We start from the raw sequence: 11,489 nt of genomic DNA on the forward strand, positions 1-11,489 counted from the left end.
CGGGAGACCTGCTCATGACCCAGACCGCGACCGCACCCGCGGCTCCCACGACGTCCTCGAACGCCGTGATGAACCACCGGCAGATCCTGCTGGTGATCTACGGCCTCATGGCCGGGATGTTCCTCGGTGCCCTCGACCAGACGATCGTCGGTACCGCGATCCGGACGATCGGTGACGATCTGCACGGACTCGACCAGCAGGCCTGGGTGACCACCGGCTACCTGATCGCCAGCACGATCACCACGCCGATCTACGGCAAGCTGTCCGACATCTTCGGCCGTCGCCCGCTGTTCCTGACCGCGATCGGCGTCTTCATCGTCGGGTCGCTGCTGGCGTCCTTCTCGACCTCGATGCTCATGCTCGCCGGGTTCCGCGCCCTGCAGGGTCTCGGCGCCGGTGGTCTCATGTCGCTCCCGCTCGCGATCATGGGCGACATGCTCGCTCCGCGTGAGCGCGCGAAGTACCAGGGGTACTTCCTCGCGGTGTTCGGCATCTCGAGCGTCATCGGCCCGCTCGTCGGCGGCCTCTTCGCCGGCGCGAACGAGATCGTCTTCATCGCCGGCTGGCGCTGGGTGTTCCTCATCAACGTCCCGATCGGCATCATCGCGCTGATCATGGTGACGACGTTCCTGCACCTGCCGAAGTTCGGCGACCGCGGCAAGCCCCGCATCGACTGGTGGGGTGCGGCGCTCGTCATCGTCACCCTCGTCCCGCTGCTCCTCGTCGCCGAGCAGGGCCGCGACTGGGGTTGGTGGTCGGCCGGGTCGATCGCCTGCTACGCCATCGGCCTCCTGGGACTCATCGCGTTCGTCATCGTCGAACGCGCGATGGGCGACAACGCGATCCTGCCGCTGAAGCTGTTCCACTCGCACGTGTTCTCGATGGCCGCGGTCCTCAGCGTGCTCGTCGGCTTCGGCATGTTCGGCGCGATGCTGACGATCCCGCTGTACCTGCAGATCGTGAAGGGCGTCACGCCGACCGAGTCCGGTTTCGCGATGCTGCCGATGGTCCTCGGTCTGATGATCGCGTCGATCGCCTCGGGTCAGATCATCTCCCGCACCGGCAAGTACCAGGTCTTCCCGGTGACCGGCACGGCGTTCACCGCGATCGGCTTCACGGTGCTGACGTTCCTCACGGCCGACAGCCCGCTGTGGTTCCTCATGCTCGGCATGTTCGGCATCGGACTCGGGCTCGGACAGCTCATGCAGACGCTGACCCTCGCCGCGCAGAACTCCGTGTCCCCGCGGGACATCGGCGTCGCCACGAGCGCCGCGACCTTCTTCCGCCAGATCGGCGGCACCATGGGCACCGCTGTCCTGCTCTCCGTCCTGTTCTCGCTCATGCCGACGAACATCACGACGGCACTGCAGAACGAGTCCACGCTGAAGAGCAGCCTCAACGCCGCACTGACCCCCTCCGTCGCGAACGCCTCGGAGAACAAGGCGGTCATGGACCAGATCTGGAACCGGATCGTCGACCCGATCCAGTCGAACGTGCAGGACCAGCTCAACGCGGGTGCCGCGAAGGCCAAGGCCGCCGCGGACGAGGCCGTCACGAAGCAGGTCACCGCGAAGGTCCAGCAGGCCGTCGCCGCCGGGCAGGTCCCGGCGGCGTCCGCTGGTTCCGTCATCGCCGAGCAGGTCGCCGCCGCCAAGCCCGACGCCGAGCAGCAAGCGCTCGAGCAGGTCGCGTCGAAGGCGAAGGCCGAGGTCGTCGACGGCACGGTCCAGGTCGACTACGCGAACGCCACGCAGCGGAAGAACGTCGTCGACGAGGTCGCCCCGACGATCAAGGAGCAGCTCGAGAAGGGGACGACCAGCTCGTCGAGCTCCTCGACGACGAGCGACACGTCGTTCCTCAACGGCGCGGACCCGCGGCTCACCCGCTCGTTCCTGGTCGGGTTCAGCAGCTCCGCGGTCACCGTCTACTACGTCGGTCTCGGCGTGATCCTGCTCGCGTTCGTCCTCACCTGGTTCTTCCGCGTCCCGCCGCTCCGCAAGGTGTCCGCCCTGCAGGAGCAGGCGAACGCCGCGAAGGACGGGCAGGACCGCCTCACGGCCGACGCGCAGCAGGCCGCCGCGAACACGGGTTCGCTCGTCACGCCGCACACCGGGTCGACGGACGTGGTCCCGACGTCGCCGGACGTGTCCGTGCCGCGTCAGGACCGACCGGGAGGAACGCCCTCCCCCGCATCCCCGGTCGCGTCCGACGGACGGACGGCTCCCACCTCCGCGGACACCCGTGCCCCGCTGCCCGACGCCACCACCCACGGTGCACACTCGGCGGCTGCGCCGGTGGACGAGCCACCCACGACGACCGGCACCATCCGGACCCGACCGGCGCACGCCGCACCGGCCGACGCAGCGGCGGTGTCCGCCCCGGACGCGACCACGACCGCGCCGCAGGCCGATCCGTCGGAGGCGAGCCGTGCCTCCCGGCCGGTCCAGGGTGACCACCCGCACGGCCGCCACTCGGCCGAGTAGCCCACCAGCCCTCGGTCCCTGCCGTCAGCCGACGGCGGAGAACGAGGCGCCGGGGAGTCGACGGCGCATGACGTCGATCGCGGCGTCGTTGTCGTCGACGAGCACGTAGCGGCGGCCGAGCGCGGCCGCGACGGCACCGGTCGTGCCACTGCCGGCGAAGAAGTCGAGCACCCAGTCACCCTCGCGCGACGACGCCTGGACGATGCGCCGGAGGACGCCCTCGGGCTTCTGCGTCGGGTAGCCGGTCTTCTCGCGGCCGGTCGGGGACACGATCGTGTGCCACCACACGTCCGTCGGGAGCTTGCCGCGCTCCCGCTGCTCGGGCGTCACGAGCCCCGGCGCCATGTACGGCTCACGGTCCACCGACGCGGAGTCGAAGTGGTACCGGGCAGGGTCCTTCACGTACACGAGGATCGTGTCGTGCTTGGTCGGCCACCGCGTCTTCGACTTCGCCCCGAAGTCGTAGGCCCAGACGATCTCGTTGAGGAACGACTCGCGGCCGAAGAGCGCGTCGAGCAGCACCTTCGCATAGTGCGACTCCCGGTAGTCGAGGTGCAGGTAGAGGGTCCCGTCGTCGGCGAGGACCCGCCAGGCCTCGAGCAGCCGCGGCTCGAGGAACGACCAGTAGTCGTCGAAACGGTCGTCGAACCGGAGGAGGTCGCCGCGGACCCGCTCGTACGTACCGCCGCGGAACCCCGTGACCGTCTCGCGTCGGCCGGGGGCGACCGGCGCGGCATCACCCGTGCTCCGGATCGCGGTGCTCGCGTGCCGCCGCTGCTTCCGGCCGGTGTTGAACGGCGGGTCGAGGTAGACGAGTGTGAAGGAGCCGTCGTCGAGGGTCGGCAGGACGTCGAGGGCGTCCCCGTGGACCACCCGGTCCGGTCCGCGGTCGTCGTGCACGGGTCCATCCTCGCGTACGGAGCGCGGTTCACAGTGCGCTCACCGGCGGCCCCGGCGTAGCGTCACCGACATGGCGACACCCGAGGTCCGGAACGACACCGAGCAGCAGCAGTACTCCCTCGTCGAGGACGGGGAGGTGATCGGACTCGCGGCGTACGAGATCGAGGGCGACGAGATCCGCTTCGTGCACACCGAGGTGGACCCCGAACACCGCGGGGGCGGCCACGCATCCATGCTCGTGCAGGCAGCGCTCGACGACGTGCGCGCGAACTCGTCCCGAACCGTGGTTCCGCTGTGCAGCTACGTGAAGGCCTGGATCGAGCGACACCCGGACTACCAGGAGCTCACCGCGCGCTGATCGACGCCGCGGGGCCTGGCGCGGCCGGTCAGTACGTCCGGTCGTGTGTCCCCGCGCGGACCTCGTGACGAGCGCCTGGCCGGACGCCTGGCACCTTGATGAGCACGTGCCCGCTCAGCAGGTCGTGGTCGTCGTCGGCGGGGGTCGGCGCCTCCCGTGGCAACCGCGACTGCCGTTCGTACTCGGCCTGGGCCTCGTGCCGGGTCGGCGCGAACACCTCGTCCATCATCGACACCACACCGCCGGAGCCGCCCGAGCGCGTGGCCTTGTTCGACAGGTCGATCCACCCCGCGCGATCGGCGACCCACATCGCGACGACCGCTGCGGCCACCGCCCCCAGGAGGATCAACCAGTTCACGTGCACGACGCTACGTGGACGATCCGGTGCCGACATCAGCCGCGCGGGGGATTCTCCTGATCCCCACACGTCGTTCTTGGGGAGTACACCGAGACTGATGGGGCGGCGGCCCGGTTCCCCCCTCCCGGGCCGCCGACCCCGTTGCAGGGCTCGGGTCTCGACGCTCGTCGTGCAGACTGGGTCGATGCGCCGTCTCCGAGCTCCCCTCGTCGTCGTGCTCTGCGCGGCCGTCCTGACCGGCTGCTCGACGGCGGAGGGCATCGCGCGGCAGGCATTCCACGGCGGCGGCTCGGCCCCCTGCCCCGTACCCGGCGCCGACTCCGCGCCCGGTGCCGGTTCCGTACCCGGCGCCGGTTCCGCGCCCGACACCGACCGCCCCGGGCCGACCGCCTCGGCCTCGGCCGGCCCCGCTCCCGAGGCGACGCTGGACCCGACCATCGCGCGCGAGGTCGCCGCCGCGCTCCGTGCCGTCCGCGCACTGCCGGGCGTCGACCGCGCGACCGAGACGACCACGAACGCCCCGAGCTCCGCGCCGGATCCCGCGTGCCCGTCGCGTGAGGTCACGACGAACCACTTCTCGTCGCGCTTCACGGTCGTCACCGCCCCGTCTGCGTCCCCCGCCGAGGTCGGCGCCGTCCCGAGCACGATGGCCGAGGAACTCGCGTGGACCGGGGTCAGCCTCACGCTCACGGTGCCGGCCGGGAGCGGGCACATCGCGAGCACCACCCGCTACGAGGGCACGTTCGACCAGGTCATCCCGCGCAGCACCTCGACGGAGGTCGCGCAGGGGCTCGCCACGCTGGCCGCGACCCCGCACGTCGCCGGGCTGGACGCGACGATCCCGTACACGATGCGGGTCGACTACGGGTCGCTCACCATCGGCGTGGACTCGGTCGACCAGGCGGTGCTCGACGAGGTGCACTCGGTCATCGAGCGGACGGCGTTCAAGGACACCACGTTGCACGGTTCGTTCGGCAACGGCGCGAAGCCCTAGGCCGGCCGCGGCCCGACGGCCTGGTCGACGGCGGGACGCCACATCGACACGGGCGCGGCAGACGTGAACCCGGTCAGCGGCGCGCCGTCGGCGAACCCGTGCCGCCGGTAGAGCCGTCGGTTCTGCGAGGTCGAGGACTCCAGGTAGGCGCCCTGTCGTCGCCGGTCCACCCGGTCGAGTGCGTGCTCGAGCAGCAGTCCCCCGACACCCTGCCCACGCACGGCTTCCGACACGCCGATCTCGGCGAGGTACCAGTGCGGCGCTGCCGGACGGGCGCGCTCCATGCGACGCAGGTGCGAGAGCGCCCGGAGTCCACCCGCGATCCCGAGCACCCGCACGAGTTCCGGCACCTGCCGCACGAACGCCCAGAGCCCGCCTCGGTGCGGGAGCGGCGCCTGCCAGAACGCAGTGCCGACGACCCGGTCGCGCGCGACCGCGACGTCGACATCGCGGGACCCCCGCGGCACCGCTCGGATCAACGCGGCGAACAGCCGACCGAGCACGGCCAGGCGGTCCTCGCCGGAGCGCGCGGGCCGGATCTCCGCGAGCACCGGGTCCTCGGCGAAGGCCTCGGCCAGGACGGTGGCGGCGGCGTGCAGCTCGTACTCCGCAGCGGCTCGGACGACGATCTCCATGGGGGCTCCTCCCTGATTCGGCCAATTGGCCAGATTCATCGTCCAGCACGACCCTGCGCACGCGCCGTACGCTTCCTGTGATGACGGAGGACGAGGGGACGCGCGGGTACCGCAGTCGTGCCGACCGGCGTGAGGAGTTGCTCGACGCCGCAGCGCTCGTCGTGCGTGACGACGGCCTCTCCGGGTTGACGACCCGGGCGGTGGCTGCCCGGGCGGGCGTCGCCCACGGCGTCGTGCACTACGTGTTCGGGGCGAGGCAGCACCTCGTCGTCGCGCTGCTCGAACGCCAGGCGCGTGCGCTGCTCCCCCGGGTCCTCACCGCTGCCGAAGAACACGACGACCTCGACGACGCCCTCGACGCGGCGGTCGCAGCATGGGTCGACCTGGTGCGGCGGGAACCCGAGCGCTTCCGTCTCCTCGAGGCGGCGAGCAGCAGCACGCTGGACCCGACGGGCGACGGGGCAGCGATGGAGGCCGAACGGGCACTCTGGCAGGCAGCGGTCGCGTCGGGCATCGAGCACTGGGCGGTCCCGCGCGGTGTCACGCTCACGGTGCCCGTGGTGGACGCTGCCGACGCGGTCATCGCCGTCGTCGACGGTCTCGTCAGGTCCTCGGCGAGCGACCCCGACGGCACGGTGACCGAACGGGCCCGGGTGCTGCTCGTCCGCGGTCTCGCGCACGCCCTCACGACGCCACGCTGACGGGGGACGTCAGATGGTCACGGCACCCGCTCGAGCCACTCCTTCGTCGCGAACTTCGTCGCGATGAGCTCCTGCGCCCGCTGCCGCTCGGCCTCGGTGACGTGCCCTTCGTGCGCGCCGTAGAGCTTCGTGAACGTGCCGACCAGCCGCTCGATGACCTCCGCACGGGGCAGGCCGGTCTGCGAGCGCAGCGGATCGACCCGCTTCGCCGCCGAGGTGGTGCCCTTGTCGCTCATCTTCTCGCGGCCGATCCGGAGCACCTCGACCATCTTCTGGCCGTCCATGTCGTAGCTCATCGTGGCGTGGTGCAGCACCGCACCGGTGCCGAGGCGCTTCTGGGCGGCGCCGCCGATCTTGCCCTTCGCCGAGGTGATGTCGTTGAGCGGCTGGTAGTACGCGTCGATGCCGAGCGACTTGAGCGCCTCGATCACCCACTCGTCGAGGTAGGCGTACGAGTCGGCGAAGGTCATGCCCTGCACGAGGTCGGCCGGCACGTACAGCGAGTACGAGATGATCGCGCCGGCCTCCATGAACATCGCGCCGCCGCCGGAGATCCGTCGCACGACCTGCACGCCGTACTTCTCGGCGCCCTCGGGGTCGACCTCGTTCTTGAGGGACTGGAACGAGCCGATCACGACGGCCGACTCGTCCCACTCCCAGATGCGGAGCGTCGGACCACGACGGCCGGCCCCGACCTCCTCGGTGAGGACCTGGTCGAGCGCGAGGTGCTCGTTCGGGGAGATCGGCCCCTCGTGGATGACCTCCCAGTCGTAGTCATGCCACGAGGACGCGCGCGAGAGGGCTCGGCGGACGGCGACGCCGACGGCCTCGGGTGTGAAGCCGAGCAGCTGCGCGCCCTCGGGCAGTGCTCCGCGGACGGCGGCGGCGATCCCGGCGGCGTCGGTCGTCGACGGCAGGCCGTTCACGGCCTCGTCGATCAGCGGCAGCGCGTGGTCGGGTTCGAGGAAGAAGTCACCGGCGAGCCGGAACTCCTGGATCGATCCGTCGACGACCTCGAGGTCGACGACGACGAGCTTCCCGCCTGGGACCTTGTACTCACCGTGCACAGGACGACCCTACGCCCGCGGGCCTCGGCCCGGAGATCGGTCACGGGCTGCGACGGAGGTCCTTCGCGAGGAACACGGAGGACTCCTGCGCGGTGACCTGCCGGCCGCCGTCGTCCACGTACTCGTACTCGTACTCCTCGACCTCGCCCGTCGCGATGTACCCGGCCCGCTCGTAGAGCCTGCGAGCGTCCGGGTTGTCGAGCGCGACGCCGATGCGGAGCACCCCGGACGGCTCCGCGAGGCGTTCGGCAGCGGCGATGAGGGCCGAACCGACGCCACGTCCGCGCTGGTCGGGCTCGACCCGGAGATTGCGCAGTTCCGGCTCGTCGATCGCGGTGACCTCCCCCGACCCGACCGGCTCGGTGCCGACCCACGCGACGAGGACGGTCAGCTCACCGCGGTCCTGGGCGGTGGCTGCCCACCGCGCGTACCCCGCCCGGGCGGCTCCCGCCGCTCGAGCGCGACCGCAGCCGCCGCGTCGAGGACCGTCACCACCACGTCACCGTGCCGTCCGGTCACCGTCGTCCCCGTCTCCCGGCCTGGAGGCGCGGGGCGGGCCCGCCCCCGTGCCTCCGGTCCGTCCTGTCGTCGCGTCCACCCCGCGTCGGCCCGCCGCCGTCAGGGCGCGACCGCGCGCTCCAGCCACGCGACGAGGTCACCAACGACCTCGTCGCGGTTCGTCTCGTTGTAGACCTCGTGCCGCGCCCCCTCGTACACCCTGACCTCGACGTCCGACAGCTTCCCACGCGACCGGTACGCCCGGGCCAGTCGCTCGACCGACCGCGGTCCGCCGAGCGTGTCGTCGGACCCGACCTGCAGGAGCATCGGGAGGTCGTGCGGGATGCCCCGACGCGGCACGCCGAGCAGCCGCAGGGTGTCCGGGAGTCCGAAGAGCCGGATGACGTCGGCCTCGACCGCGAGCGGGTCCAGCCCGATCGCGTCGATCACCGCACGGTCCCGGCTGATCCACTCGTACTTCGTCGGTCCGGCCGCGGCGAACCGGGCGTTGAGGTCGCCGCTGTTCATCCAGCCGGGCAGCCGGTACGCGGTCGCGGAGAGCACGACGCCGTCGTAGAGCGCGCTCGAGGTGTTCACGATCCGCTGTGCCATGAGCGACCCCCACGAGTGTCCGAGCAGGACGAGCGGGACGCCGGGGGTGTCCTCGCGGGCGAGGGCGCTCAGCTGCTCGACCGCCGCGATCGCGGCACGCAAGCCCCCGGGGCCGAGCCGACCGAGCTTCGCGTGGTCGCCGTCCCACTGTGCGAGCCCGGTCCGGCCGTGCCCGCGGTGGTCGTTCGCGTGCACGGTCCAGCCGGCGCGGACGAGGTCCTGCGCGAGCGGCTCGTAGCGCAGGGAGTGCTCGCCGACACCGTGGGCGATCTGCACGATGCCCTTCGGCCGCGCGGCACGCCAGGTCGAGTAGACGATCTCGACGCCGTGCGCGTCGGTGAACGAGGAGTCCCCTCGGGCTGCGGAGAAGGTCGGCACCTCTGCATCCTCGCAGACGGGCGGGCGCCGCACGGGTTCCGTCGCGTGTTCACCCGGCGTTCACGCAGCGGGCTCGGAGCGGGCCTACCGTTGGCGCGCATGGACGTCCTCGTCACCGTCGTGCTGGTGATCGTGGTGGCCCTCGTGTTCGACTTCACGAACGGCTTCCACGACACCGCGAACGCCATGGCCACCTCGGTCGCCACCGGAGCCCTGAAGCCCCGGACCGCCGTGCTCATCTCCGCCGTCCTCAACGTGGTCGGCGCGTTCCTCTCCACCGAGGTCGCCAAGACCGTCTCGCAGGGCATCATCCGCGAGGGTCAGGACGGCATCCACATCTCCCCCGTGATGATCTTCGCGGGGCTCGTCGGCGCCGTGCTGTGGAACCTCGCGACGTGGTACTTCGGCCTGCCGTCGTCGTCCACGCACGCGCTGTTCGGCGGGCTCATCGGGGCGTCGATCATCGGCGCCGGCCTGAACTCGGTCGACTGGGCCACCGTCGTGTCGAAGGTCGTGCTCCCGGCGCTGCTCTCCCCGGTCATCGCGGGCGTGATCGCCCTCGTCGCGACGTACCTCGTCTACTCGCTCACGAAGAACGCCACGACCCACGGCGCCGCGACCGGGTTCCGGCACGGGCAGACGATCTCCGCGTCGCTCGTCTCGCTCGCCCACGGCACGAACGACGCCCAGAAGACGATGGGTGTCATCACGCTGACCCTCATCGCCGCGAACTACCAGCCGTCCGGCAGCGGACCGGCGCTCTGGGTGGTCCTGGCGTGCGGGCTCGCGATCGGCCTCGGTACGTACATGGGCGGCTGGCGGATCATGCGGACGGTCGGCAAGCGGATCTCAGACGTACAGTCCCCGCAGGGCTTCGCGGCCGAGGCGAGCTCGGCGGCCACGATCCTGGTGTCGTCGCACCTCGGGTTCGCCCTGTCGACCACGCACGTCACGAGCGGCTCGGTGATCGGATCGGGCCTCGGCAAGAAGCTCGCGGACGTGCACTGGTCCGTCGTCGGTCGGATCGTCGTCGCGTGGGTCATCACGCTGCCCGCCGCTGCGGTGGTCGGCGCCCTCGCCACCGCGGTCGCCGCGACCTCGACCATCGGGCTGGTCATCGTCGCCGTGCTGGCCCTCGCGGCCGGGATCGGCTTCTTCGTCCTGGCCCGCCGCAAGCCGGTGACGCAGGACAACGTCAACGAGGACCAGCCGGCGGCCCAGCCGGTGGCCGCCTGATCGGAGGACGAGATGGACATCGACTTCGGAGCGATCGGGACGGTCGCGTGGGTGGGGTTCGTCGCGGCGGTCGGCGTGGTGCTCCTCTACACGCTGGGGCTGCGCCTGCTCGGAACGGGGCAGCCGGCCGACGCGGGCGGCGAGCGGACGCAGTACGCCGACGAGACGCCCCGGTCCGGACACACGCCCGCCGCCGCGATGGTCGGTGCGTGGACGTGCTTCGCGGTGTGCGGTGCGGCGGTGCTGTTCGGGATCTGGCTGACCATCCCGCAGTTCCACAGCTGAACGCCGCCCACGAGGACCGGGCTGGTGCGAGGATCACCGGGTGACCACGCACCGGCTCGACCCCACGCCCGTCACCGCCGTCGACGTGTTCGACGCGGCGCTCCCACCCGTTCTGCGCGTGGATCCCGGGGACACGGTCACCGTCCGGACGCTGAGCGCGGCGGGCTACACCGAGCGTCAGCCGGAGCCCGGGGCCGAGGTCCCGACGCTCCTGCCGTCCCGACGCGGCCACTGCCTGGTCGGTCCGATCGCGGTCACCGGCGCCCGCCCGGGTCAGGTGCTCGCCGTGCACTTCGACGACCTCGTGCCGGACGACTGGGGCTACACCGGGTCGGGTGGCGTGGACACGCCCGTCAACCGAGCCCTCGGTCTCGTCGAGCCGGAGTCACGCGGTCCGCTCCTCTGGGACGTCGACGCTGCCGCGGACCGGGCGGTCAACCAGCTCGGACTCGCGGTCCGGACGGCACCGTTCCTCGGCGTCGTCGGCCTGCCCCCGGAGCCGACCGGCGAGCACTCGACGATCCCGCCGCGACCGGTCGGCGGCGGCAACGTCGACTGCCGGGAGCTGGTCGCCGGGTCGACGCTGTTCCTGCCCGTGACCGTGCCGGACGCCCTGCTCTGGGTCGGGGACGGTCACGCTGCGCAGGGGGACGGCGAGGTGTCCGGAACGGCCATCGAGTGCGGCATGACCACCACGGTGACGCTGTCCCTGCTCGACGAGGCCCCGGTCTCCGGCATCCACGCGGAGAGCCCGGCCGGACGCATCACGTTCGGGTTCGACGCGGACCTCAACACCGCCACGACGACGGCGCTCGACGCGATGGTGGAGTGGATCGCCGGACTGTTCGACATCGGCCGTGCCGAGGCCCTCGCGATGGCGAGCGTCGCGGTGAGCATGCGTGTCACCCAGGTCGCGAACCGCACCTGGGGCGTGCACGCTCTGCTCCCCGAGGGTGCGATCAGTCGCGGTGCGAGCGCGGTGTC

12 protein-coding genes and 1 pseudogene are annotated in these 11,489 nt (G+C 71.6%); 7 read left to right on the plus strand and 6 right to left on the minus strand.

Annotated elements, in window-relative coordinates:
• Positions 1–14 precede the first annotated feature (14 nt).
• Positions 15–2,483, plus strand: coding sequence for an MDR family MFS transporter (locus NS184_RS01455; RefSeq protein ID WP_058724368.1), 2,469 nt, complete (start codon positions 15–17; stop codon positions 2,481–2,483).
• A 24-nt stretch (positions 2,484–2,507) separates the two neighbouring features.
• Here NS184_RS01455 and NS184_RS01460 read toward each other — a convergent pair whose 3' ends face one another.
• Positions 2,508–3,383: a DNA-methyltransferase gene (locus NS184_RS01460; RefSeq protein ID WP_058724369.1), complete on the minus strand. Its 876-nt coding sequence runs from the start codon at positions 3,381–3,383 to the stop codon at positions 2,508–2,510.
• A gap of 70 nt (positions 3,384–3,453) precedes the next feature.
• Between NS184_RS01460 and NS184_RS01465 the strand changes: the two genes are divergently transcribed.
• The gene (locus tag NS184_RS01465; RefSeq protein ID WP_058724370.1) at positions 3,454–3,741 is read left to right on the plus strand and encodes a GNAT family N-acetyltransferase; all 288 of its coding nucleotides are present in this window, start codon (positions 3,454–3,456) and stop codon (positions 3,739–3,741) included.
• A 28-nt stretch (positions 3,742–3,769) separates the two neighbouring features.
• Here the strand turns inward: NS184_RS01465 and NS184_RS01470 are convergent, their stop codons facing one another.
• Positions 3,770–4,099 carry a hypothetical protein gene (locus NS184_RS01470; protein WP_152997998.1) on the minus strand — a complete coding sequence of 110 codons (330 nt, stop codon included), beginning with the start codon at positions 4,097–4,099 and terminating at the stop codon, positions 3,770–3,772.
• A 184-nt stretch (positions 4,100–4,283) separates the two neighbouring features.
• Here NS184_RS01470 and NS184_RS01475 point away from each other — a divergent pair, with 184 nt between their 5' ends.
• Positions 4,284–5,093: a hypothetical protein gene (locus NS184_RS01475; RefSeq protein ID WP_058724372.1), complete on the plus strand. Its 810-nt coding sequence runs from the start codon at positions 4,284–4,286 to the stop codon at positions 5,091–5,093.
• Here the strand turns inward: NS184_RS01475 and NS184_RS01480 are convergent.
• On the minus strand, positions 5,090–5,728 hold the full coding sequence (locus NS184_RS01480) for a GNAT family N-acetyltransferase (protein ID WP_058724373.1): 639 nt from the start codon (positions 5,726–5,728) through the stop codon (positions 5,090–5,092). The two genes, NS184_RS01475 and NS184_RS01480, sit on opposite strands and share 4 nt — an antisense overlap.
• An 80-nt stretch (positions 5,729–5,808) precedes the next feature.
• Between NS184_RS01480 and NS184_RS01485 the strand changes: the two genes are divergently transcribed.
• Entirely contained in the window at positions 5,809–6,429 is a 621-nt protein-coding gene (locus NS184_RS01485; protein WP_058724374.1) for a TetR family transcriptional regulator, read from the plus strand.
• A gap of 17 nt (positions 6,430–6,446) precedes the next feature.
• Here the strand turns inward: NS184_RS01485 and NS184_RS01490 are convergent, their stop codons facing one another.
• The 3 genes and pseudogenes from NS184_RS01490 to NS184_RS01500 all read right to left on the minus strand — a co-directional run bounded on the left by NS184_RS01490 (position 6,447) and on the right by NS184_RS01500 (position 8,984).
• Positions 6,447–7,496, minus strand: coding sequence for a lipoate--protein ligase family protein (locus NS184_RS01490; RefSeq protein WP_058724375.1), 1,050 nt, complete (start codon positions 7,494–7,496; stop codon positions 6,447–6,449).
• Between the two features lie 40 nt (positions 7,497–7,536).
• Positions 7,537–7,899 (minus strand): annotated as a pseudogene (locus tag NS184_RS17250) (GNAT family N-acetyltransferase); the annotation flags it as partial.
• Positions 7,900–8,114: 215 nt separating this feature from the next.
• Positions 8,115–8,984 (minus strand): alpha/beta hydrolase, encoded by an 870-nt coding sequence (locus NS184_RS01500; RefSeq protein WP_058724377.1) that lies wholly within the window; start codon positions 8,982–8,984, stop codon positions 8,115–8,117.
• Between the two features lie 99 nt (positions 8,985–9,083).
• On the opposite strand from NS184_RS01500, the gene NS184_RS01505 reads away from it, so the two are divergent.
• The 3 genes from NS184_RS01505 to NS184_RS01515 all read left to right on the plus strand — a co-directional run.
• Entirely contained in the window at positions 9,084–10,220 is a 1,137-nt protein-coding gene (locus NS184_RS01505) for an inorganic phosphate transporter (RefSeq protein WP_058724378.1), read from the plus strand.
• Between the two features lie 12 nt (positions 10,221–10,232).
• Positions 10,233–10,505 (plus strand): hypothetical protein, encoded by a 273-nt coding sequence (locus NS184_RS01510; protein ID WP_058724379.1) that lies wholly within the window; start codon positions 10,233–10,235, stop codon positions 10,503–10,505.
• Between the two features lie 40 nt (positions 10,506–10,545).
• A partial coding sequence (locus tag NS184_RS01515) for an acetamidase/formamidase family protein (protein WP_083513356.1) occupies positions 10,546–11,489 on the plus strand: 944 nt, incomplete at its 3' end.

The sequence above is a fragment of the Curtobacterium luteum genome (genome assembly GCF_001475545.1).
GTDB classification, from domain to species: domain Bacteria; phylum Actinomycetota; class Actinomycetes; order Actinomycetales; family Microbacteriaceae; genus Curtobacterium; species Curtobacterium luteum_A.